The organism is Calditrichota bacterium, assembly GCA_020637445.1.
GTDB lineage: Bacteria > Electryoneota > RPQS01 > RPQS01 > RPQS01 > JABWCQ01.
On the sequence record JACJVZ010000003.1, the window covers coordinates 106,818 to 130,159 of the forward strand.

The 23,342-nt window shown below is 54.3% G+C and carries 18 protein-coding genes; 12 read left to right on the top strand and 6 right to left on the bottom strand.

Going from position 1 to position 23,342, the window contains the following annotated elements; genetic code table 11:
* Window positions 1-33 precede the first annotated feature (33 nt).
* The 3 genes from H6507_11345 to H6507_11355 are packed head-to-tail and all read left to right on the top strand — an operon-like array spanning window position 34 to window position 3,147.
* Entirely contained in the window at window positions 34-1,218 is a 1,185-nt protein-coding gene (locus H6507_11345; protein ID MCB9369693.1) for an ABC transporter permease, read from the top strand.
* Window positions 1,208-2,674: a glycosyltransferase family 39 protein gene (locus tag H6507_11350; protein MCB9369694.1), complete on the top strand. Its 1,467-nt coding sequence runs from the start codon at window positions 1,208-1,210 to the stop codon at window positions 2,672-2,674. Before H6507_11345 ends, H6507_11350 begins: the two co-directional genes overlap by 11 nt.
* A gap of 2 nt (window positions 2,675-2,676) precedes the next feature.
* The gene (locus H6507_11355; protein MCB9369695.1) at window positions 2,677-3,147 is read left to right on the top strand and encodes an Rrf2 family transcriptional regulator; all 471 of its coding nucleotides are present in this window, start codon (window positions 2,677-2,679) and stop codon (window positions 3,145-3,147) included.
* A gap of 50 nt (window positions 3,148-3,197) precedes the next feature.
* Here the strand turns inward: H6507_11355 and H6507_11360 are convergent, their stop codons facing one another.
* Genes H6507_11360 through H6507_11375 form a run of 4 tightly spaced genes read right to left on the bottom strand, consistent with a single transcriptional unit; the run spans window position 3,198 to window position 10,915 of the window.
* On the bottom strand, window positions 3,198-3,731 hold the full coding sequence (locus H6507_11360; protein ID MCB9369696.1) for a hypothetical protein: 534 nt from the start codon (window positions 3,729-3,731) through the stop codon (window positions 3,198-3,200).
* Between the two features lie 17 nt (window positions 3,732-3,748).
* Window positions 3,749-4,573, bottom strand: coding sequence for a hypothetical protein (locus tag H6507_11365; protein MCB9369697.1), 825 nt, complete (start codon window positions 4,571-4,573; stop codon window positions 3,749-3,751).
* A gap of 7 nt (window positions 4,574-4,580) precedes the next feature.
* The gene (locus H6507_11370) at window positions 4,581-5,639 is read right to left on the bottom strand and encodes a hypothetical protein (protein MCB9369698.1); all 1,059 of its coding nucleotides are present in this window, start codon (window positions 5,637-5,639) and stop codon (window positions 4,581-4,583) included.
* Complete coding sequence (locus H6507_11375; protein ID MCB9369699.1) at window positions 5,636-10,915, bottom strand: T9SS type A sorting domain-containing protein; 5,280 nt, start codon at window positions 10,913-10,915, stop codon at window positions 5,636-5,638. Before H6507_11375 ends, H6507_11370 begins: the two co-directional genes overlap by 4 nt.
* A gap of 585 nt (window positions 10,916-11,500) precedes the next feature.
* Between H6507_11375 and H6507_11380 the strand changes: the two genes are divergently transcribed.
* The 9 genes from H6507_11380 to H6507_11420 are packed head-to-tail and all read left to right on the top strand — an operon-like array spanning window position 11,501 to window position 21,744.
* Window positions 11,501-12,865, top strand: coding sequence for a glucose-6-phosphate isomerase (locus H6507_11380; GenBank protein ID MCB9369700.1), 1,365 nt, complete (start codon window positions 11,501-11,503; stop codon window positions 12,863-12,865).
* An 18-nt stretch (window positions 12,866-12,883) separates the two neighbouring features.
* Entirely contained in the window at window positions 12,884-13,459 is a 576-nt protein-coding gene (locus H6507_11385; GenBank protein MCB9369701.1) for a hypothetical protein, read from the top strand.
* Window positions 13,460-13,514: 55 nt separating this feature from the next.
* Window positions 13,515-14,495: a hypothetical protein gene (locus H6507_11390; protein ID MCB9369702.1), complete on the top strand. Its 981-nt coding sequence runs from the start codon at window positions 13,515-13,517 to the stop codon at window positions 14,493-14,495.
* Between the two features lie 38 nt (window positions 14,496-14,533).
* Entirely contained in the window at window positions 14,534-15,031 is a 498-nt protein-coding gene (locus H6507_11395; protein ID MCB9369703.1) for a glutathione peroxidase, read from the top strand.
* Window positions 15,028-16,509 carry a hypothetical protein gene (locus tag H6507_11400; GenBank protein MCB9369704.1) on the top strand — a complete coding sequence of 494 codons (1,482 nt, stop codon included), beginning with the start codon at window positions 15,028-15,030 and terminating at the stop codon, window positions 16,507-16,509. The genes H6507_11395 and H6507_11400 overlap by 4 nt, the downstream gene beginning before the upstream one ends.
* Before the next feature lie 27 nt (window positions 16,510-16,536).
* On the top strand, window positions 16,537-17,808 hold the full coding sequence (locus tag H6507_11405) for a hypothetical protein (GenBank protein ID MCB9369705.1): 1,272 nt from the start codon (window positions 16,537-16,539) through the stop codon (window positions 17,806-17,808).
* Entirely contained in the window at window positions 17,781-18,590 is an 810-nt protein-coding gene (locus tag H6507_11410) for a glycosyltransferase (GenBank protein ID MCB9369706.1), read from the top strand. Before H6507_11405 ends, H6507_11410 begins: the two co-directional genes overlap by 28 nt.
* Window positions 18,587-20,200, top strand: a complete 1,614-nt coding sequence (locus tag H6507_11415; GenBank protein MCB9369707.1) for a 5'-nucleotidase C-terminal domain-containing protein — start codon at window positions 18,587-18,589, stop codon at window positions 20,198-20,200. Before H6507_11410 ends, H6507_11415 begins: the two co-directional genes overlap by 4 nt.
* Before the next feature lie 41 nt (window positions 20,201-20,241).
* On the top strand, window positions 20,242-21,744 hold the full coding sequence (locus tag H6507_11420; protein ID MCB9369708.1) for a T9SS type A sorting domain-containing protein: 1,503 nt from the start codon (window positions 20,242-20,244) through the stop codon (window positions 21,742-21,744).
* A 72-nt stretch (window positions 21,745-21,816) separates the two neighbouring features.
* Here the strand turns inward: H6507_11420 and H6507_11425 are convergent, their stop codons facing one another.
* Both H6507_11425 and H6507_11430 read right to left on the bottom strand, forming a co-directional pair.
* Window positions 21,817-22,647, bottom strand: coding sequence for an SRPBCC domain-containing protein (locus tag H6507_11425; protein MCB9369709.1), 831 nt, complete (start codon window positions 22,645-22,647; stop codon window positions 21,817-21,819).
* Window positions 22,648-22,649: 2 nt separating this feature from the next.
* On the bottom strand, window positions 22,650-23,246 hold the full coding sequence (locus H6507_11430) for a helix-turn-helix transcriptional regulator (GenBank protein MCB9369710.1): 597 nt from the start codon (window positions 23,244-23,246) through the stop codon (window positions 22,650-22,652).
* Window positions 23,247-23,342: the final 96 nt, after the last annotated feature.

Genomic DNA, 23,342 nt, shown 5'->3' on the forward strand with positions numbered 1-23,342 from the left:
CTGTCCACTCCGTTTTTTATAGCTACACGCTATTTGAGGGCACGCTCTCATGGCGGATTCATCTCGCTGATCACGTATTTGTCGGTGGGCGGGGTGACGATTGGCACGGCAGCGCTGATTATCGTGCTCTCTGTGATGAACGGATTTGAAACGGAAGTGCGCGCGCGGATACTCGGTGCGGACGCGCATCTCCGGCTTGAGTCATTCAAGCCCGACGGACTCCCCGCGTGGCAAGAAGCTCGCGACATCGTGAAGACGGTGCCTGAAGTCGTGGGCGTGTCGCCGTTTATTTTCGAAAAGGGCATGGTGCGCGTGGGCAAGCGCTCGGAAGCGGCAGCGTTTCGCGGAATGGACGAAGCGACGATTGGGCAGGTTTCCGATTTGCCGCAGCACATGCGACTCGGCGAGCTCGAACTTACGCGCGACGGTTTGCCGGGAATTGTACTGGGAAGATTCTTGGCGGAGCGACTTGACGTGGTGCCGGGCGATACCGTTGTGGTGTTTTCACCCGCGGGTGTTACGGGACCACTGTCGACGCCGCAAGTCAAACAGTTTGTACTCACAGGAACATTCCAAACGGGCCTGTTTGAGTTCGACGACGTGCTGGCCTATATGGATATCGGCACGGCGCAAAAAGTATTTTTGCGCAAGGACAACGTCGACGGATTGGAAATCAAGATCGCCGACATGTTCAAGGCCGACCAGGTGCGCGACGAGATCGAGGCGAAATTCGGTCCCGATTTGTACGTACGCACGTGGTATGAACTGCGTTCGACACTGTTTTCGTGGATGAAGATCGAGAAGTGGATGTGGACGACGGTGCTCTCAATTATTATCATCGTCGCGGCATTCAACATTCTTTCTACGTTAATCATGGTGTCGATGGAGAAGCGGCGCGACATCGGAATTTTGAAAGCGATGGGCGCACGCGACAAAGATATTGCGGCGGTGTTTTCGCTGCAAGGCTTGATCGTGGGCGTGAGCGGAGCGATATTAGGAACACTCATCGGATTTGCAGTTTGTTTCGGACAACAACATTACAAATGGATTGCACTGCCGTCGGATATATATTTTCTGGACGCGCTCCCCGTGAAGATGATGCCGTTCGATTTCTTGATCGTGATCGTAATCGCGATTGCATTGGCGTATTTGGGCTCGCTTTATCCCGCGCGCAAGGCATCGCAGCTCTCACCGGTGGAGGCGATTCGTGAGGGGTGAGCAGGTGCGCGTCCCCGCATGGGTGATTTGGGCTGTGACGATCGTGGCGCTGCTACTGCGGCTGCCGCTTTTGAACTACAGTTTTTACGGCGACGAGGGGTTTTCGGTGATTCGCGACAGCTTGAAGCTGGTTACGGACACGGAAGACCGTTTTCGGCCGTTGTTCTTTTCTCTCCTCTATATATGGCGGCAACTCGGTTTTGACGGCGAAGCCGGATTGCGTCTGTTGCCTTTGATCTTTGGAATCGCGCAGGTTCCGCTGGCTTACTTGGTCGGAAAAAAACTGCGCGACGGGCAATTGGGACTTTTGCTGGCGGTACTCGTCGCGGCATCACCGATGCTGATTGAATTCTCGCAGGAATTGCGAATGTATTCAATGGTCGCGACGATTGCGTTGGCACAAGCGTACGTGCTGTTGCTGATGCTTGAGAAATTCACGTGGACTCGCTGGGCCGTGTTTGTACTCGTCGCACTGGCGGGTGTGTACACGCATTTGCTCTATTGGCTGTTTTTGATGGGAGTCACACTGACGTTTTTGCGCGAACGCAAACGGCTTTCCATTTGGAAAAGCTGGGGGGCGTTGGCGGCGACGGTGGCGCTCTACTTGCCGAACATTCCGAATTTGATGCGGTTTCAGGAGACGCGCGGCGGCGAATATGTAATGGATTTTGCGAGCGCCATTCCCAAATTGCTGGCGGCGTTCACGGTGGGATTCAACTATTTTGTGCTGGGGGAACAGCCGGCAGGGCGGCCGATCGGCATGGACGACTTGGCGGCAAATCTACCGTTGGTTTTACTCGCGCTCGCGGCAGGCTCCGTCATTGTTTGGAAGTTGATTTGGCTGCACGGACGAGCGGAGGACCGCAGGATACTCTGGTTTGGTCACGAGTTGTTCACGGTGCCGGTCATTTTGGCGACGCTCGCGAGTGCCGTGACGGACAAATATTTTCTGCAACCGAAGTACTTGATCTTCTCGGTGCCGTTTGCGCTGTTGTTTCTGGCGATCGCTTTCGACGATCTGCGCAACCCCCGCGGCCGACAAGTGATCGCAGTGTTGGGCGCGTTGATGGTAATGATCGCGCAGTTCCACTATTGGCAGCCGAAAAACTACGGCCGCAAGGAGAATTGGCGGACGGCAGCGGAAGTTTTGGGGACCGCAGTCGGTGATTCCAACGCGCTCGTGCTCCTGCCCGGCCACTACCGTCTGCTTTCATATTATGCTCCGGGGATAGAAGACCGTTGGGAACTGGTCGACGTACAAGAAGACGAAACATCGGCAGCGGAACGTCTGACCGAACTCGCCGCAGACAAACGCAGCATCTACTATTTGCGGCACGACGTCGTGCAAAATCTCCGCGATCCAAAGGATTTAATGATATCCGTTCTTAACCGAACCGGCAAGCCGCTCTCCATTACGCAATTGAATCCACGGTTCAAACTTTACCGTTGGGGTTAGACATGTTACTTTCGCGTCCCTCCACTTATGCAGTGCGTGCGCTGCTCTATCTCGCCAAACAGGACACCGAACTTCCGGTATTGGCACCCACGATCGCTCAAGCGGAGCAGCTTCCGGCTCCGTTTTTGGCGAAGCTGTTGCGAACCCTTTCCGAAGCGAAAATTCTCACGTCGAGCCGGGGACCGGGCGGCGGATACAAGCTCGCGAAATCGCCGGATGAAATTTCACTTCAAGACATTTCTGTGTTGTTTGACGGATTGACGTTGTCCAACGAATGTCTGTTGGGCTACGGACCTTGTTTAGATACGACTCCTTGTCCGGTGCATAAGATTTGGGGTCCCCGCAAGCAGTACATGCAGGACTTTCTCGAGCAGACGACCATTGCCGAGCTGTTGGCTTTGGAATCGAACCGCGCGGCACCCTTGATTGACAAACCAAAGCGCGGTCGACGAAAGATCACGCGATACAAATAACAAAAAAGGCCGCTCAATCGAGCGGCCTATTAACTTCAAGAGAGCCGGAGTTATCTTCCGGCGATGAAGAAGAAGTAGTATACGTTGGCGACCACGGCCATTTGTCCAATCACAGAGGTGACGTCGGCGACGAGCTGCCACGCCGAACCGTGGACGACGATTGTGTCTTCGGGTTTCAAATCGGGAATCAGACGCTTGTCGCCTGTCTTAATGTACTTACGGACATTGACCGTAAGAACTTCCTGCTGGTTGTTTTCATCCGCTTCGCGTACGACGTGGACATCGGAGAGCCTCGACCGGGAGCCGGGACCACCGGCCAGAGACATCAGCGCGACGAGATCGGTCTCGGCGGGCACATAGTATTGGCCGGGCCGTCCGACTCTTCCCCAGATATTAACGCGAATGAGCAGTTCGTTCGCTTCATTCAGATAGTACTTGCTGCCTTCGCCGACTCTCTTGACCTGCGGAATTTTGTAGGACGCAGGTCCGACCTGCAAGTCGGATTGAGCGAAAAGCGCGCCGGCCTGTAGGGTCAGAACGCAAAGTGTGATTGTCCAGAGTGAAATTGTGCGAGCGAGTCTCATCCGGCCTCCGTGTCGACTCATTGAGAATACTTGAAAGTTGTGTACATCGCCGATCCGGCGAGCGCGACGTCGTTCGTATCCGACGCGACGTAGCTGACGGCATTAAGCTGCCAAACATATGTGCAGTCGTTCGTCATCGGTGAAGACGCTCCGCCTTCACCGAGCAGAATCGAGTTGTTCTGCGCATAGAGCTGAACTTGGTAGTCCCAGATCAACGAATCGCGTCCGAACCACTGCGAATAGACGCGGATTTTGTAGAACGAAAGATAGGTGCTTGGTCCGCCAATGGGGTAGCTCCACGTCAAGCGGACGTTGTCACCGCTTCCGAAAACACCGAGATCATAGGGGTTGTAGATCATTCTAAAATAGACGGAATCACTCCATTCGGAGCGGTTTCCGGCCGTGTCAATGGCTTGCACTTGCCACCAGTAACCGCGGGTGAGTCCTTGGTCATTGGGAGCCAAGAGATTGGCCGTACCTCCGAATTGATCATCACCGCGGTCAATCCACGAGAGGATGTAGCTGTCAAGCAAATCCACACCGAGCGAGAGATCGGCGACGATGGGAGCTTCGCTGGCAGAGACTTGTTCCGACCACCTGCGTACGCGATAGCTCGCGATGTCGGACTCGGGGTTTCTATACCATTCGATGCGAGTCCAGTAATTGCGATCCGTCAGAGTCGGTTCGGCCCGGACTCCGGCTTGCGGATAGGCAGAGTCGTCCGAACGCGGCACAATCGACGGAGTTTGCGGAGGGACATCGTCGCGGCTTTGGGTATCTTGGCCGCAGCCGAAAACCAGCAATGCAGCAGCCAGACTAAGAACTATCTTAAGAACATTCATACGCGCCTCATTTAATTTTGATGGAGACGCTGACGCGATGGGTCGTACCCAAGTCGCGCGCATAGTAGGCGTAATCGGCGGACATTCGCCAGAAATTCACTCCGGCGCCTGCGGACCATTCATCCTGCCACATTCCGCCGCGCAGCGAGATCACATTCTCGAAGTTGTACTCCACCCCAAAATGCCGTCTGCGCTCGTAGCGTTGTTCCGTTTCGTAGGCCAGCGTCATGCGGCTATTGCGGCCGGGCATTTTCTGAATAATTGCAATCGAGCTGTAAAGATTGGTCGGCACGGCATCTTTGACGCCCTCTCCCCAATCGAGTTCAGTACGGGTGAGGTCTTTGACGACGACGCCGTAACAGAGTTTGGCCCGCCAATTATCCAAAACGATTTCATCGAGCGGGAAGCGGAACTGGATTCCGGCATCCGCACCGATACCTGTGCCCGACGACGAACCTAATTTATTGTTCAAGAGTTTCAAATTCACACCGACAGGCATTTCCAACGGAATCGTGAAATACGACCAGCCCAAGTCGAGCGTGAATTGATTGTATTTGGCGAAGGTGAAAAAGATCGCCGACTCGTTGTCGGAAATGAGGCCCGCTGGAGCCCCACCCGTCGCGAGCAAATACTCCTGGACGGAATTGATATAGATGGTGTCGCCATCCACGACAACAAAGCGGAACGCGGGCGCGCGCGCCAGGATTTCCTGTACCGTAACATCGTAGTCAGGATGATTTTGAATATCGGGAACTCCGAGCCGCACATAGTTGATTGCGAAAACGGAGCCGGTGACAGGTAGTGTAATTCCCGTGGACGAGAAATTCGCCAAGCCGTCCCAAAGATCGGCGTACATTCCCGTGGCTTGAATGCCTGTGACGTATCCCATTCCGGCGGGGTTCCAATAGAAACTTGAGCCGTCAAAGGTGTGCGAAGCCATCGCACCTCCCATAGCGATACCCCGCGCACCGACACCGAGCTCCAAGAACTCTCCAGCATATTTTGCGGCGAAGACCGAACCAGAGCAAAGCACGAGTACTGCCAAGGCGAAGATGGACTTTTTCATTCTCTCACCTTTGCAAGTTTGACGACTTCTTCGATGGTTTGATCTCCTTGTTTGGCGATGATCTTGGCGAAATAGACTCCGTTAGCCACTTCTTCGCCGTGATCGTCCCTCCCATCCCATTTTTGCGTCCGGTAGTTGACGGTGGTGCGCTCGGTATCCTTCAGAGTTCGAATCAGCCGTCCCGCAACCGTATAGATTTTGATTTCGGTAAAATCATCCGTCGCGCCGGTCAGCACGTAGGAAATCGTGGTGTTAACCTTGAACGGATTGGGATAATTGATCGCCCACTCAAATCCGAAATTGCCGCGCACGTCAAACGACACCGAATATGTGGAATGATTGCCGTGATCATCGGTGGCGTAGACCGCTAACGTGTGCTGTCCCACCTCCAAATCAGGCTCAAACATAGCCGTCATGCTTGACGACGTGAAAGCCGTGTCATTCCACGCGAACTGGTCGTCGCGAACTGTGTCGCCGTCGAGAATAGCATAGAAATATCCGTCGCCGCGCTGCACGCCAGAAACGTCGGTGAAGGTAACGAATATTTGCGGATTTTTTGAAACGATGGAGCCTTTGGTGAATCTCATTCCGCCGACCGCTACTTCGATTTTCGGGCCGCTCAAATCTCCTTTACGGAAGATTCCGAACTCTCCGAGATAGGGAACCGTTCCGGTAGCGCGGAGTCTCCATACGACGAGATTATCCGGCCCGACGCGCACGGTGTCCAGCGGCTCACGAGTGACCGTCGCGTCACGCGCAATCAGCCATTGGTCGAGCGCGGGATCTTTGACATAAAGTCCCATGGGCAAGACGTCGAGGCGGGCGTTCAAAGTATCTCGCCCCTCGTATTCCAGCGTGACGAATGCGTTGAAATTCGAGCCGAGTGACGAAAGCGAGTCGTCGAACATGGCCTTAAAGAAGCCTTTCGTGACTTTTGAGAACGGCTGTCTAAGCCCCTTGCTTTGCATTTCCGACAGTTCTGCCTCATCCGGTATGCGCGGCTGCGTGTAGCCGATGGCCGCACTGTCCCGCGGAATTACGTTCGGGGCAATCCGCAGATACAAGGTATCATTCGAAGTCAGTGACGGATAGACGTGTGAACTAATTTGGAACGGACGTTCGTAGAATGTTCCGCGCGTTTGCGCCGCCGGATAATAGGACGGCATGTCAATTGTGAACTCGCGGCGGTTGTTGTTCTCGTTGTTTTCAACGTACTGATTGTCCGGATCGACTTCAATCGTGACGTCGTAGCTTGCCGGCTTGAAACTTGTCGGGATGTACGCACCTTGATACGTTTCGCCGGAGTCCAGAGTCGACAGCACGTAGTCGACCGTGAAGGAATCGACCGTCACGTGAACGGTATTGGTGCCGTCGAGATAGGTCGAGTCATGAACCGCCGTAATTCTGAAGACAACGTCGCCGATGACGCGCGAGGACGCACTGCGCTGCACTCTCACCGGTTGGAAGTACGTCGGCCGTCTTCCTCCGCGCTCGCCGAAGTCCGGACCTTGCAGGGGAGTTAAGTTGAAATCCGGGTCGACTTCAAGCCGGAGGTCATAGTAATCCGACTCGAATTCATCTTCACCGTTGGGAGTGACGTAGAATTTCATGCGGTAGTCGCCGCCTTCGAAGTCGTAGGGTCCGAGTTGCCGCGGAGTAAGCCAATAGCCCGGCTCGGTGGTAACCATATTCATCGTGTCGAGGACGACAGGACCTTGCGCGGGAGTATAGATACCGCGGAAGCGCACGCGTTCGACATCATTTTGATGCAAGATCGTGGCGCTGATGCGGAACTCCTCGTTGGAGAATGCGACGGGACCGGGGATCGGTGCGACATCGAAGATCTGCACATTCGCCAAGCTGTCCTCGAGGAAGATTGGGAAACAGCCGATGGCATTTCGTTCCAATATGGGATCTGTGGCATAGACCACGACATTTCCACGCGGCGTGACAAAATGAGGCAGCGACACGGCATCCGTCGTGCAGATACGCGACGAACACAACGAGAACTCAATATCATCTGTATTGAAAGCCGGCGAGTGCGTCGTAGCAAGCGTGGCGACGACTCGCGGAGGTTCTCCGACTGTTCTATATGAATAGAGTTCGCCGTTGTAGGGCAGCACGAAGACTTGCGTATTTGATCTTTCATACTGGGCCGGATCCCACGGCAGCACGACTCGAACTCTGACGGAATCGGCGCCCAATGAATCCCGGGGACTTAAGACATTTGTTTCACCGATCAGCTCGGGATCGATGTCGTCTTGCGGAATAGCCAGTTTTAGACCGGGATCGCCGAGCAGATTCATCATGATCATCATGGAATAGTCCGACGTGAACGCAATCGGCTGGTTTCGGATACTCCAATAGCGGGCTTTATTGAACATGGCGATTTCGCCGATGGTCTTGGCTGGCCTCGTCATGACAAAATCGAAGAGCCGCCGCTGCATCGTTTGCCCGGCGATAGCCCACCCGACGCCGGACGAGCTGTAAAACCCTGAAGCCCCAATCAGATCATTGTTGTTGTTGCGAGTAAAGAGAAACGCTTCACCCAACACGGCGGACTGGCTTCTGTCGTCGAAAGCACCGACGTAGCAGGTGAAATTGGTAATGAAGGGGAAGGTCTCGCGGTTGTTCAAGAGACGCACACCCGTCACGTCAATCAGACGGCTTCCCGACCACACACCACCACCGCCGTGACCGTTGTAGTTTACAACGACACAGCCGTTTCGCAACTCATCACGCAGACGAATCGGGCCTTGACCGGCGGGGATACTGTCGAGATAGAGTCGAGTCACATTGACGCAATTGCCGACACTTGCCAGCAGCTCGCGAATCGACGACTCGGAATATCCGGAGACGAAGTTGTTGACTCCGTCGAAAGTATCCGCAATCATCAGGATGTTGCTTTGGAACAGTCCTTCGTAATCGCGCGCCGTTTCGTATTTGATTACCTTGGCGACATAAGTTTGCAGTTCTTGCGGGTTGCGGCAAGAGATTCTGCCTACGGCAATGTCGGGGATAATATCCCACGGTTCGCCGGACACACAGCCCATCAGATAATCCGCCGAGGCTGAACCGAATTCAAGAGTCGGAGGAGAAAACGTGGGAAGCTGGTTGCCGGGAATGCTGCCTTCGCGCTGCTCGAGGACCGCGTCGCCGATCAAGCAGCAGTGCGTGGGACGCACGGGCCAATTATCGTAGGCATAAGTCAAGAAATCGCGGATCGCATTGGGAGTGATCAAGCCGCCGGAGAACTGTTCGTAAACTTCACTGAGTGGAATCCTCATCACCGAGTTGTCGAACGTGATGCGGCGCATGCTGTCGAGCATCTGAACAGACGTATCCGAGAAGAACGGATCGTAGGCAATGATGACATATTCGGCGCCGGTCGCATTGCGCAGGTCCATGGAAACCGTATCGGGAACCATCGAGAACGGCGGGAAGACGTAGTTTTCACCCCAGACCAACATGTCGTGGGGCCCGTCGGAGATGAGCGGGAAATGTACGGCCCAGCTTGCGCTTTCATCAGAAGGCGTAACCCGTCGCACATCGAGCGAGGTTAAGCGGCTTTCTCCGAGTTTCCAAACTTGGACATTTTGAGTACCAAAGCCGCGAATATCGTAACCCGCCGTATCACCCAAAGTCGAATCGAAATCAAATCTAAAGAAACCGCTGCGCGACCGCATATCCCGTTCATATTCAATTTCAAACCAATTGACTAAGACCTTGTCCGCCGTTCCGCCGAGCGCATTGCCGGGTACAGTTACCGTAAATGTATTAATACCATGAACGAGATCTTCTGTCGAAATATTCGAATGTCCGGCCGTATCCAACTGGGTTTCGAAAATGACAGGCGACTGACCGCCCCACACGGCTGCCGTGTCACTGGAATTTTGCCTACCGACGGTCAAGCCGTTGTCGGTGAGTCCATTCAGAGAAACCGTGACGTAGTGGTTGTAGCCCGGGGTCGCCGAGTAGCCAGTCAGGCATGTTCTAACGATGACGGGCCTGAAGCTATACGGTGCATTGGGATTCGGATAATCGATGAAATTATCAAAACTCCGCGAGGTCAACGCATCGATACGGTCACCCCAGAACCAGTTGTCTTGAATCAGTCCCAGCGGGCCGACGCGTCCCAACTTCGCACCAAAATACGACGGCGCTTGCCCCAAGCGGTCGAAGTAACGGTCTCTTTCGAAGTGCACGGTATTACGGACGCTGCGCACAAGCGCGGGTTCATCCAGTCGATTCGGATCAGGGACAAACCACGTCGGCTGCCATGAGCCGTTCTCCTCGCCCAAACGCAGTCCGGGCCGTCCGTCTCCCCAATAGAGTTGGTAGCAGTTTTCCGCTGAATAGGGGTCTTGGTATAGCGACGGTTCAACGTCTACGAAGGTGCGCTCGTTGCGTTCGCCAAAGAAATCAATGTAGTCGTAGTCGTCAAACCGCCCGTCTTCCTGTCCTTCCACCACAATGGGGATTTCGTGATCCTTATTGTAGATGTGCAAGTCCCAAGGAGTAATCTGGTCGAGCGGGACGCCCATTTGCCGCATGTACTCGCCGGTCAGACGAATGATGCTGGTTTCATGGACGTAGACTCGCCAACTATTTACGTTGTAAACGGGACCATCGCCGCCATCGTCGAGATTGCTGTGTTGGCGGGTTTCGCGGCGGTCCATAGCCCGGGTCGCAAGGGCGGTTTCAGCCATTAGCCCGAGCATGCCGCGCAACTGGCGGGTTTCGTTTGTGCGGTCGGGAAGTCTTATTTCGTTATTTGACGAATTAGGGCGAATGATCTGAATTTTGGCGTGCCTAAGGACGCGGCCTTGACCCGTTAAAGTATTGATTTGAACAGGTCTAAGGTTCAGAGCGAGCAGACGGTGGCCTCTATAGACTCCGGACTCAGACAGCTCGACAATGCGCGAAGGCCAGAGCTCGGCCTTTTTGGCAGTACTTAGCCGCCGTTGGGTCATCGAGATCTTGGCATCGTCTTCGAGCTTTTGAATGGTCTGGGGATCTTGAGTGGTAATACGAGGGTCGACGACGAAGTCTTCGGGCATCGGGAGGCATTCCCCGAGCGAAAAACTCTCGTACTCAGGCTCAATCAGAGTGACGGAGGCGCGTCCGGGCAGAGCGTCAATGAGCTCCGAAATTCCGGGTAGCAAGATAACTCCGGGCTCATGGACGGGTGACGTTCCCTCCATAACCACCTCTGTTACGGACCCGAGGTCTGGATCCGTGATCGGCTGGTAAGCCGGGGCAACCCATTCGAGCAAGATGCGGTCAGAAGAGACTTCTCTGAGGGTTAAACCTGTCGCGGCAGTGTTTGCCAGCTTTTTTGAGGCGGGGATTGGGGTCTTTTTGGCAGCGGAAAAGCCCTGCCAGAAGAGACCGGCAAGGGCAATTAAAATTATGACTAATAGTGTTTTAGATTTCATACCCGCTATAGAGTTTGCCATAAACAAAAAATTCGCTAACCGCCTTTCCGATACGAGCAACATCGCAAACGGAGGCCATTCCGGAACGGAGCGGCATCCATAGATTCACGAGTTTACATCGAACGGAAAAAGGGTTAGCGAATTTTCGCTTAGGGTCTCTCGTTTCCGATTTGCCTCGGAGTATAGGTATCTTTTTCCAGCTTGTCAAGGGTTTTCCGTGCATAAATGCAGTATTTTCGGTGCACTGGGGCTTGCCGGGGGATTCAGGGGAAGTAGAGCAAATGCCAGACCTCAATTGACCCGAACGACTCATCAGAACGAGGTCCAAAAGGGGTAATTTGCCTTGAAGTCCTGTATAAAATTCGCTATACTGTTGAGTTCCGGAAACTGATTTTTCTCGACTTGGCCTCGGGAGGGCCAATCATGCCACTGACAGTTAATTTCGGCTACGCACTTTCGAAGAAGCTGGCCGGACATGGGATTGCCAACGAAATGCTGAAACCTGCGCTGGAGCGCACGGCGAAGGCTATCGACCATATTCGCAGCGACCGTACGGCCAATAAGCTGCCGTTTTTGGATTTGCCCGGTGACGCGAAGACAAAAGCCGCGTGTAAAGAGATGGCGGCACAGTACGAAGGGTACGAGAATTTTCTGCTGGCAGGGATCGGCGGAAGTTCACTCGGGCCGCTGGCGATTTTCACTGCGCTGGGGCATCCGCTGCATAATTTGCTCTCGACGGCAAAGCGCAAAGGCGCACCGCGCTTTTTCACGCTCGACAACGTCGATCCCGTTCATGCTGATGCTCTGCTTTCGGCCTGCAAACCTGACCGTACGGTGTACAACATCATCTCCAAGAGTGGCTCGACGGCGGAGACGGCTTCGGCTTCGCTGCTGATTTTCGATCTACTGCAAAAGAAACTTGGGGCCGATTGGAAGAAGAACGTCGTCTGCACGACGGACCCGGCGAACGGCGACTTGAAGAAGCTCTGCGACGCGGAGAAATTGCAGACGCTTCCGCTGCATCCGGGAGTGGGCGGACGGTTTTCCGTTCTGACTCCGGTGGGGCTTTTTCCGTCGTATGTTTTGGGCTTCGACGTCGATGCGATGCTGGCTGGCGCGGCGGAAATGCGCGAACGCTGTTTGGATCTCGACGTGCAAAAAAATCCCGCCGCGCAGATGGCCGCGATGCTCTATCTTTTCGACAGCACGCAGCACAAGAAAATGCACGTGATGATGGCCTATGCGAACGGACTGTACGGCATGGCCGACTGGTTCCGTCAGTTGTGGGCCGAATCGCTGGGCAAAGAACTCGACGTGGACGGCCGCGTGGTGAATGCCGGGCCGACGCCGCTGAAAGCTCTCGGCGCAACGGATCAGCATTCGCAAGTGCAGCTCTATATTGAGGGGCCGCACGACAAGGTGTTCCTGTTCCTCGAGTGCAAAAAGTTTGCGAAGCGGTTGAAGCTGCCGTCGCTGTATGAAAACGTCTCGTCGCTGAACTATCTCGGCGGACAGACGATGAACAAATTGATCGCCTCGGAGTTTGCGGCGACACGCGAAGCTCTGGCGCAGCGCGGCCGCCCGTCAATGACGATTACGTTCCCGGAAATCGACGCGCATGCCGTCGGAGAGTTCTTTATGCTGTGGGAAATCGTAACGTCGATCAGCGGCGCGCTCTACAAGATCAATCCGTACGACCAGCCCGGCGTCGAACTCGGCAAGGTTTTGACCTACGGCTTGATGGGCCGCGCGGGGTATGAAGATAAGGCTAAGGGGATTAAGGTGTAACTCTCTTTTGGAGGGATTATGCGCGTTGCATTGCTTGGCTTGCTTTTGGTTTTGTCCGGTTGCGCGCACACGTTTGTGATTGAGAAAGGTGCGCCTGCGGAACGGTACGGCGAAGCGCGGGAGTTTTTGCATCAGGACCAGCCTGCGGAGCTGATACTGACGACTGGAAAAACGTTTACCGCGACGGATCTTTATATCGGGTCGGATACGACTGTGTTTCGAATTGAGGATGCGACGGATTTGGTGATCATGATGAATGACCGCATTCGCAGCATCACGACGCACGAGAAGTCGAACAATGCGAGGACGGGCGCACTGATTGGCGGGTTCGGCGGTGGAGTGGTTGGATTGATTGTCGGAACCGTGCTGGCATCGATGAACAACGTCACATATGTTTCAAGCTCAAGCGATTGCGATTGCGGACCGAGCAGTCGTGAAGATGATGATATTATCATTTTGTCCAGTGTCGGCATCGGAGCATTGAGCGGGAGTTTCCTGGGGGCGGTATTGGGGAGTCAGACGGTATCGTTTCGCACGGTGGAATTCTACCGTGACCACAATGATCCGCGCCGCTGGGAATATTTGCCGCGATAGTTTTTTCTTATTGATCTTTTTATTACGACTCGGACAACTTCACTTGAGGTGATGTATGGATTCCGATCGGAAGCGCTGGATACGGCGGATCTCGATTCCGCTGTTTTGGATTCTTGAAATATATTTACTCGTCGTGCTCGTCGTGGCACTTTATGTAAAGTACTACGAGGAAGAATTGCCCGAAGCAATGATCGGCAGGCAGGCAATCGAGAATGTCATCATGGCTGATGGGGTGTGGTTTACGACCTATATCCAGATTGCCATGCGAAAGGAGTCGGACCTCGCATTATTTCCGCCTCCGGCAGACCGCACGACACTTTCAGACTGGGCGGCGCAAATCGAAACTCACATGGGTGTGAAATGCGCAGTGTTCTTTTATGACGGGAAGATTCTGCGTTGGCCGATACTGCCTGCGCAGTTTGAAGAGCGGTCGAGCACGGTAGATTCAATGACTCGAGAACCGTTCGTCAAAGGCGACGGCCGATTCGAAAAAGTGATCGGCAATTTCAAACTCGAAGGAATCTCGGGAAAAGTCGCGATGACCGTGAACAGCGAGCCGCGCGTGATCATGGTAAAGCCGCCGGACTCTGACCTCAGGTGGGGGGTAGTCTACGATTTTCACGACGCTTTTCGCGCCGTGACGGATCTCTTGAATGCGTCGCGGGACACGCTGCCGTCAAACTTCGGTTTGGAAGCGATGTCGCACGTGTTTGACATTAAGCGGCACATCAAGACTCCCGACACCGTCGCTGCCCGGGGTTTATATGGCTTGCAGGTCTATTCGAATTCGGACAGCCTGTTGTATACGACGCCGGGAATCGACACTACTTCTCATAAGTTCGAGCAGAGCGATTCCCTTCTGCCTTTCCGCTCAATCGTGTATAACACGTCTTCGAGCGAAGAGTTTCTGCAACTGGTGAAGGACAAGTTTGCCAAGGACTTCTCTGTCCCGTGGGTCAAGCTCTTCTCCGTATTCATTGAAATGATCGTATTGGCTCTGTTCTACTTTTGGATCGGCAGGTTAACCGCAGAATGAAATATCTTTTCACTCTTCTACTACTTACTTCAGTCGCGATGGCTACAGACTTGCAGAACATTCCTTTCTTGACGAATTCCGGCGACACGACTTCACTTGCGGCCTACAAGGGCGACGTAGTAATGATCGTGAACACGGCGAGCCTCTGTGGGAACACGCCGCAGTATGCCGGACTTGAGAAGCTCTACGCAACTTACAAGGATCGCGGGTTTACGATTCTGGCATTTCCGGCGAACGATTTCGGCAAGCAGGAGCCAGGCACGAACGACGAGATCAAGGAGTTTTGCACGTCGACATATGGCGTGACGTTTCCGCTGATGAGCAAGATCACGGTGCTCGGTGATAGCAAGCATCCGCTGTACAAATATCTGGTTGAGCACAGCGATCCGCCTGCCGAAATTGAGTGGAACTTTACGAAATTTCTCGTTGATCGCGACGGAAAAATGGCCGCGCGATTTTTCAACAAGACTCAGCCGGAAGATTCGACCGTGACTTCCAAGATCGAAGAACTGCTCGGAGCAAAACCGTCGGAATGAAAAAGAGTCCGGTCTTTCGGCCCGCGTCGGATCGCTACCTTCCGTTGTTGTTTGCCGCGCTGTCTGCCGTTGTCGTGATTTTCGCGACTCAGACGTGGGGACTTGCGGTGCTGCCCGAACAGTTCGCGTGGATTCAATCGGCGAAACTGTTTGCGGCGGATCGCACGCTCGATTTTTCGGCATCGACTTTTCCCGCTGGCCCGCTGTGGCCGGTGCTGCTCTCGTTGTTTGAACAGAGCGGATACGGACTCGAGTTCGTTGCGCGGGTTTGGCAGGCCGTGATGATGGGACTCTTGTTGTACGTGCTGACGAGATTTTATCTGCGGCACCTGCAATCACGTATCGTGGTGGCGGGAACGACGCTTGCGGCCATGGCCGGTATGCTCTATTTCGGCGGGGCTTTTTCGCTTTCACCATTGCCGACAGCTCTGTTTTGCTCGACCGTGGGTTTGCTTGCGCTCGCGAGATTCCTGTTGGAAGACGAATCGATGTTCTTTATGATTGCGGCACTGAGTTTGGGAGTTGCGGCACTCATGTGGGCTCCGGCGGTGGTAATGTCTGCGGGCGCGGCTTTGGCCATTATGCTCGGCGCGCGCGGAAAATTCGCACGCAGGCTCGCGGGAGTCGTGATATTTGCCGCAATCGCTTGCGCACCGGCGGCGTTCTTGGTTTCTCAGAGCGGATGGTCCTTCGAGGAAATCAATTTTGCGAGCGCGATTGCGTCCGTCGATGCGATTTCTGCTTGGGCGATGTTCGCGGGTTGGCCGGAAGTGTTCAGAGTTGTTTTGACACTCGTGATCATGTCGGCACTGCTTTATGTCTACCTTGCGACGCGGGGCCCGGCGGGAATCGGTCCGGCATTGAAGCGCCGCGAATTGCAAGTTTGGATATTGCTTTCGTTTTTCTGGCTTGCCCACTTGGTCTTTATCCCGTTGGCTGCGACGCTGGTGATGTTGATTCCGGCGTTCGTGTTGTGGCCCGCTTTGGGAATCGACAGTTTCCGTGATTTTGATCCGGTATCAAACGCGCTGTCCGGACGCGGCGCGGCCGTTGCTGTGTCTGTTTGTGTATTACTGCTGGTTTTTCCCGTTTGGCAAACTTCAACGAAATGCATCGGAAGTTTTCAGAAGGGCGACGGGCTGAACGGTTTTGAGTTTCAAAGCTCCGCTCTGCTGACCGAACTTCGGTCAGAAAAGTCACTGCCTCTCTACAGTGATCAGCCCGAGTTGCTTTCCTATGTCCTGCATTCGGACGTGCGTCCTTTGCCGTCGGATCTTCGAGAACTTGAATTGACCGAAAGCCGCGTGGCGGTTCTTGGGGACCACTGTCCTCCGGGAATCTGCTCCGACGATTCACTTTCACAACCTACACTCGCCTTTGTACCGAAACTTGCCTCGCGTGAAGGAATGATTTACGACGTCCTGTTTCGCGCACCCGAACCTGCCTTGACCGCCACGGATTCCCTCACAATTCCGTAATCTTTCTCACTTATCATATTCTCAGCTATGAACCTGTTGCGCACTTTCGTAACCGTAATGGTGGCTGCCGTTTGCTCCTATGCGCAAGCGCCGCTTCCCGACAATGTAACGGGCACCCGCCCCGGAGCTTTCTCACCGCGCTCGCTGGCCCTTGGCCACACGTTTCTGACCAATCAAACTGGCTCGCCCGCATTGATGGGCAATCCGTCCACATTGGCCGATCAATCCACCCAATGGAATATCGATCTATCCGCGGATGTCTCGCGGGTTAAGGAAACCCGGTCGTATCCGTTTTACGACGCGTTCGACGGCGTGTTGGGCTACAACAATTACGCGGTCAATGATCATTTGTATTCGAAACTCGACGGCGGTGTTGCTTACAAGTTGAAGCAAGACCATCTTGAGAGCATGGTCGTATCGGTAGGAACGTATTCGGCATACCAATTCGGCTATACCTATCACGAAGAAGTGCGCAACCGCTTCACGTCGGGCGGCATTCAGGACAAGATACTGGGGCACAACGTATACGACATAAACGGCGACTTGCGCGCGATCGCCGTGGGAACCGCCGCCGCACAGGGTAATGTTGCGATCGGATTCAGTGTAGCGTTCATGACCGGTGACTGGGGATATACAAACGGAGTGTACTACGACAGCCCCGACTCGCTGGACATGATCACCCGCGCGGATTTTTCCCCGGCAGGAACTCCGGCCGACGTCAACTTCGGCTTCACATATGACGCGTCGCCGCGGGTTCGCGTAGGCGCACGCGCATTGTTCCCGGCCGGGAAGATGAAGTTTGACTTCACGAATACGGTGTCGACGGGCGATTCGTCGCTGCAGAGTACAGGGTCATCGCGAGTGACCTATCCCTCCCATCTTTCGGTTGGACTGCAATACCGTCCGCAGAATGAATACCGGCCTCTGGTTTATCTGGAGACGGAAATGCACACATTCAGTCAAGTCGAGGACGGGTTGAACGACGTTCTCGAGTTCAGAGCCGGTGCGGAGCAGCAAGTCGTGCCGGGCACTCCCGCGAGATTTGGCATAGTTTACTCGACGTCGCCGTATGACAAGGACCGCGCGAACGCGTTGTTCACGGCGGGCGTCGGATTTATCTTGCGAAATATGCGCGCGGACTTCGGACTTGAGTTCGGCGAGATGAACTACTCGGCGGACGATCTTTTCCCGCAGTCGCTCTATGGTGAAGACGACCGCACGGATCGTGACCGGGTGGAAACCGGACTGTTCCGCGGAATCGTGTCCTTAGCATGGGATCTCGATTGGATCCACAAGTAACCGTCGGATTGCCGGTATACAATGCCGAGGCCTATTTGGTCGAGTGTCTCGAGTCCATCAAGGCGCAGACTCTAAAAGAGTTTGAGGTCTTGGCGATTCTGGATTGCCCGACGGACAAGTCGGCGGAGATTTTACGCAAGCACGCGGATTCGCGATTCAGAATTGTCGAAAACCCAAAGAATTTGGGATTGGCGGCGACGTGCAACAGGCTGCTTGAGCTGTCGCAAACAGAATTGCTTGCGAGGATGGACGCGGACGACGTGATGATTCCTGCACGGCTCGAAAAGCAAGTTGCATTCATGCACGCGCATCCTGAAGTCGATATTCTCGGCACACAGATCGAAAAAATCGACGAGCACGGACAGCACGCTGGAGACACAGTTCCATTAGCCACTACGCCGGAAGGTTTGCGTGAGCAGTTTCGGACTATGTGCGCGCTGTGGCATCCGACGATTATGTTTCGTGTTTCGCGGATTCAGGAATTGGGCGGCTATCCCGACAGCCGGGTCGCGGAAGATTTGATTTTATACCTGCGGGGACTGAGCAGAGACTATTTGCTAACGAATCTGCCGGACGTGCTCGTGAAGTACCGCGTGCATCCGGAAGGCCAGATGAACAGATTGCGCGAAGCATCTTATGCCGCGAACGACGAAGCCTACGCGGAATACGGACCTTTGATATGGGGTGACCGCGCTCCCGATTTTGTCGCTGGCCGGACGCGTTGGGAGCGACTGCGTCGGCGAATGAAACGAAACGTTTCCAGACTATTCAACAAGACATGAAATCCACTCTTTTCTTTTTGCTGTTTACCTTGGTCGTTGGACAGAGTTTAGCCGAGACCTATTCGATCGTGATTTGCAATTCGAATGACGTGCACGGCGGCGTGGACTCTTCCGACGCGACATTCATGAATCCGGAGTTTCCCCCGCAGTTGGGCGGCGGCGCTTCGCTGGCGACGCTTGTTGAGCGGCTGCGTGCCTACGCACAGAAGCAAAACAAAGGATTCCTGTTGATCGACACGGGGGATATTTTTCAGGGAACTTTAGTGGGGACCAAGAGTGAAGGCACGGCAGTCGTCCGCTATATGAACCAAGTTGGCTACGACGCGTGGGTGTTAGGAAACCACGAGTTCGATTTGGGCCGGACGATCACGGAAAAGCTGATTCATCAAGCGGACTTTCCAATAATCTCGTCGAACATCTATGACGTCGAAAATGGCGACACAACGCACTTCACCGGCAGTTATATCATCCGTGATTTTGGTCCGTTGAAGGTCGGCGTTATCGGCATCACGACGTCGGGCACGGAGCGCGCGAGTTTTGAAGACAACGTGAAGAACTTGTACTTTGCACCGGAAACGACGACCTTAGCGACGTTCCGCGACAGTTTGCGCAACATGGGTTGTGACGTGATCGTCGCGGCGTGCCATTTGGGGTTGCCGTATGACCGCTGGGATGCTTGGGACGATTTGGAACGGCATGAAAAAGAAGGCTGGAAGTCCCCTTACACGCGAAATGCCTTTGAGCTTGCGCGCCGGGTTCCGGGCATCGATATTTTGTTTGCCGGAGATATTCACGTCGGCTACAAGGAACCGTGGGTGGATCCTGTGACTCACACTCCGTGTTTTCAGGGATACGGCCGCGGGACAAATTTGATGGCGGTAGAATTTGAGTTCGACGTCGCGACGGGCGAGCTATTGCGCTGGAAGAATTTTGCAGACGACGGCACTTTGCTGACTTTGTTTTCAGACGAATTCCCGCGCGAGCGTGACGTGGCGGAAACGATCGACACGGTCGTCGCGCGCGTAGAGATCGGATTCAACGAGCGCATCGGTGTCGCGGAGCAGCCGATCACGCGCATCGGCGAAGCGGAATCGGCGCTGGGAAATTTGGTTTGTGACGCATTGATGTGGAAACTTCACGGCGACATTTCCATCACGAATAAGGGGGGAGTGCGCACGGACCTGCCAGCGGGGAACATCACTCCGCAGGACGTCTTCAACGTGCTGCCGTTCGACAATACTTTGGGCGCGGTCGAAGTGACGGGCGCTTTTGTCAAAGAGATGATTGAAGACAAGGTTGCCTACGGGGGCAGCGGACTTTACGTTGCGGGAATGCGCGTGCGCGTGGACCGTTCGCGTGAACGGGGCGACCGCGTGGTATCATTGGAAATCGGCGGCAAACCGTATGATCCGAACGGCACGTATCGCTTGGTGACGACGGACTATTTGCTGGAAGGAAATTCAGGAATGGAGAAACTCGCGTCCTTGCGCAGTCAAGCCGCCGTCGAATCGGGCGTGTTCATGCGTGAGGCCGTGATTGAGTACATCAAAACGCACTCGCCGCTGCATCCGAAGTTGGACGGACGCTGGCAGTTCGTGGACAGAAGTTAAAAGACTCTACAGAATCAAGAGATAAATCAGGAGAGACTCTCATGCGGTTGAAGGCAATTTTATTGCTGTGTTTGTTTGCCCCGGCGGTATTCGGGCAGGTGATGATCAATGAATTTTTGTACGACACTCCCGGCACCGACGACACGAACATTATGTATGTGGAAATTTACGGTCCGGCGGGCACGGACTTGACGGGTTGGTATGTCGTCGGGATCAACGGTAATGGCGGCGCGGCATATGACTCAGTTGCTCTTTCAGGTGAAATTCCCAGCGATGGTTACTTTGTCGTTGGCGGTGCAGGTGTTCCTAATGTTGATCAAGTTGCTCCTCGTGATTTTCAGAATGCGGGGTCTTCAAGCGGCGACGACTGCGACGGATTGAATCTTCGCAACGGTTCCGGTCAGATAATTGACCATCTTTGTTATGGTCCTTGCGCTGCCGGTCACGTTTGCAACGGCGAAGGCGGCACGAACGCACCCGATCCGTTCCCGACGGGCGGCATCACTTACTTGCTGGCTCGCATTCCTGACCATTCGGATACGGATGACAACGCCGCCGACTGGGCTCAGACGGACACGCAAACTCCGGGTCAGCCGAACAGCGGTGAGCCGTGCGATCCGATCAATGCCGTGTTGGAAGATATTCGCGAGAACGACGACAACGGTTTGTCGCTGCTGCTTGGTGATTTTGTGATTTTCCGAGGTATTGTCAACGTCGACAATTACACTTTGGACAGTCTTACGGAATCGAACTACTTCGTTCAAGACGACAACGCAGGCGTCAATGTGTTCCGCGGTTCTGCTCCGCAGGGTTTGATGGAAGGCGATTGTGTTGAAGTTTCGGGTTGGGTTTCGCACTACAATGGATTGACGGAAATCGTGGCGTCAGGTGCCGGCAACTGCTCATTCCGCGTGGAAGCTCTGGGATCCAACGTTCCGGTGACTCCGCAGGTTTTGACGGCAACCTCGCCGTTCGAACCGTTTGAAGGCATGCTGGTTGAGATTCGCAACTGCACGGTAGTCGGCGGTGACCCGTGGCCGACGGGCGCGGGACAAAACGCGAACATCACGGTTACGGACGGTACCGGTACGTTTACGGCACGCATCGACGGTGACACGCAAGTGGGCACGGTTTCGCAGCCGTCCGGCGCGTTTACGGTGCGCGGAATTTTGACGCAGTTTGACACGTCTTCGCCGTATGACACGGACTATCAGATCACGTTCCGCTATCCGAGCGACGTAGTGACGGGTTCCGCCGTGGGCGACGACCCGGTGACGGTCGCCGAGTCTTTTGCTTTGACGAACGCTTATCCGAATCCGTTCAACGGTATCGCGAACATCGAGTTGTCGGTGGGCAGCGCCCGTGAGATCGAAGTGACGATCAGCGACGTGCTGGGCCGTCAAGTTTACAGCCGCACCTTGTCGAATTTGACTCCGGGTATGCACCGCATTCAGTGGTCACCGGAAGGCGCGGCGGGTCTGTACTTCGTGCGTGCGACGTCAAACGCTCGTGTCGAAACGACGAAGCTGCTGTATTTGAAGTAGGCATTTGTTACTCGAATAAAAGCGGGCGGCCCAATGGGGTCGCCCGCTTTTTGTTCTCGAAGAAACCGAATGCTATGCGGTCACGGCCAGCGCTTGTTCGAACTTCTTTTTGAGCAGAGGTTCGAGATGAACGACGTCCTGATCTTTGTAGTCATAGAGGGCCAACCAAGTAAAACAGAATTTGGACCCTGAGCCGATTCTGAAGAGACCGTTATTCCAGTTTTCTACGGTACCAGCGAACTGATCCATGCCGTGCGGCTGCGCCTGCACAACGACGCCTTCAATGGTATCCTTGTCAGACAGTTTTACTTTGTAACGGCCTCCTACTTTCAATTCACTAAGGGTTTTGCCCTCGAACAGCCCTTCAGCATGGACAATCCGTTCATAGGGTTTTTCACTCTCGGCCGAGTCGAACATCGTACTCGTCTTCAGCATACTACGCTTCTTGCCGTAGTGGTAAGTCAGATAGTGCGACAACGAATAGAGTTCGTATGTCCAACCGCCGAAGAAGGAATCGAATTCATCATCCCACTTCGCAGCGGTCGTGAAACCCGACTGCACCATCCTTAGCGTCGTCTTGCCTTTGTCGCTCTTGATGACGAAGTCGCAGGTGTAAGCGATAGACTTATCCTTGGACAGTGTTTCGGGTTTGGGTACGAAGGTAAGCCGCTTGTTGGGCTCCCACACTGAGATGTTGTCAATCCAGTTGAAATCGAAAAACGGTTTCCAATCGAATTCGATTTCACCGCCGACTTTTCCTTCAACGCGCGCACGAAAGCAGAACCAATTGGCGATTTGGTTGGGGTCAGTGAGTGCTGCCCAGACGGTTTCCACTGGAAGATCGAACTCAAATTCGCCCACGATGGATCGCCGCTCGCCTTCGACGAGTTTGTATACGGCCATGTTTATTCTCCTTCAAGGTCTTTGGTTATTGCGGGATAGGCTCCGAAAATCCAATTGAACGTGCGGCCTTCAGGACTTTGGTCATCATTGTATTTGGCGCTGATGCGAGCGAGCGCGTCAGATGCTTCGCGGGCAAACTCGGCGCGTTTTTCGGGTGATGCGAAGCGAACCTCCGCCGACAACGTGAAGGTCGCGACCTTCTTTCTTTTCTTTCCGGCGTGCATGGCGATATGTCCCAACTCGCGGATGAGTTTGGCGGCCGTCGCGATCAAATAGTTCGCAGAGAGTTTGTCGGGCTCGCGCTCGGGTACCGGTGCGAGGGCACCGAGCACGGACGGACTGATGCACAGCGATTCGTCCGCGCGCACGAGGACTCGCTCGACGCAGTTGCCGCGCTTGCGGTCTTCAACGTGCTTAATCAGTCCGCGCTTTTCCAGTTCGCGCAGATGATAGTTAATTTGCTGGCGGGGCCGTTTGGTGATGCGGGCCAGCGAACTTGCGGAGTTGGGTTCGGCCAAGAGTTCAAGCAACTCTTGCCGTTCGAGATTCAGGAGTCCTGCGGCGACATCCAGCTCGGTTATTAGTCGTAGTGCGTTCATGGGTGTCAATATACAACCGACAACTTAATTTGTCAAGAAATACTTCCACTTCGGTAAATTGTATAATAAATTGTGTTTTAAATATTTAGAAATTTA

What these genes read in the sequence shown, in the direction of transcription:
- H6507_11355 (MCB9369695.1), top strand. Translation starts at nt 2,677, where the DNA reads ATGTTACTTTCGCGTCCCTCCACTTATGCAGTGCGTGCGCTGCTCTAT.
- H6507_11360 (MCB9369696.1), bottom strand. Translation starts at nt 3,731, where the DNA reads ATGAGACTCGCTCGCACAATTTCACTCTGGACAATCACACTTTGCGTT.
- H6507_11365 (MCB9369697.1), bottom strand. Translation starts at nt 4,573, where the DNA reads ATGAATGTTCTTAAGATAGTTCTTAGTCTGGCTGCTGCATTGCTGGTT.
- H6507_11370 (MCB9369698.1), bottom strand. Translation starts at nt 5,639, where the DNA reads ATGAAAAAGTCCATCTTCGCCTTGGCAGTACTCGTGCTTTGCTCTGGT.
- H6507_11380 (MCB9369700.1), top strand. Translation starts at nt 11,501, where the DNA reads ATGCCACTGACAGTTAATTTCGGCTACGCACTTTCGAAGAAGCTGGCC.
- H6507_11385 (MCB9369701.1), top strand. Translation starts at nt 12,884, where the DNA reads ATGCGCGTTGCATTGCTTGGCTTGCTTTTGGTTTTGTCCGGTTGCGCG.
- H6507_11390 (MCB9369702.1), top strand. Translation starts at nt 13,515, where the DNA reads ATGGATTCCGATCGGAAGCGCTGGATACGGCGGATCTCGATTCCGCTG.
- H6507_11395 (MCB9369703.1), top strand. Translation starts at nt 14,534, where the DNA reads ATGGCTACAGACTTGCAGAACATTCCTTTCTTGACGAATTCCGGCGAC.
- H6507_11400 (MCB9369704.1), top strand. Translation starts at nt 15,028, where the DNA reads ATGAAAAAGAGTCCGGTCTTTCGGCCCGCGTCGGATCGCTACCTTCCG.
- H6507_11405 (MCB9369705.1), top strand. Translation starts at nt 16,537, where the DNA reads ATGAACCTGTTGCGCACTTTCGTAACCGTAATGGTGGCTGCCGTTTGC.
- H6507_11410 (MCB9369706.1), top strand. Translation starts at nt 17,781, where the DNA reads ATGGGATCTCGATTGGATCCACAAGTAACCGTCGGATTGCCGGTATAC.
- H6507_11415 (MCB9369707.1), top strand. Translation starts at nt 18,587, where the DNA reads ATGAAATCCACTCTTTTCTTTTTGCTGTTTACCTTGGTCGTTGGACAG.
- H6507_11420 (MCB9369708.1), top strand. Translation starts at nt 20,242, where the DNA reads ATGCGGTTGAAGGCAATTTTATTGCTGTGTTTGTTTGCCCCGGCGGTA.
- H6507_11425 (MCB9369709.1), bottom strand. Translation starts at nt 22,647, where the DNA reads ATGGCCGTATACAAACTCGTCGAAGGCGAGCGGCGATCCATCGTGGGC.
- H6507_11430 (MCB9369710.1), bottom strand. Translation starts at nt 23,246, where the DNA reads ATGAACGCACTACGACTAATAACCGAGCTGGATGTCGCCGCAGGACTC.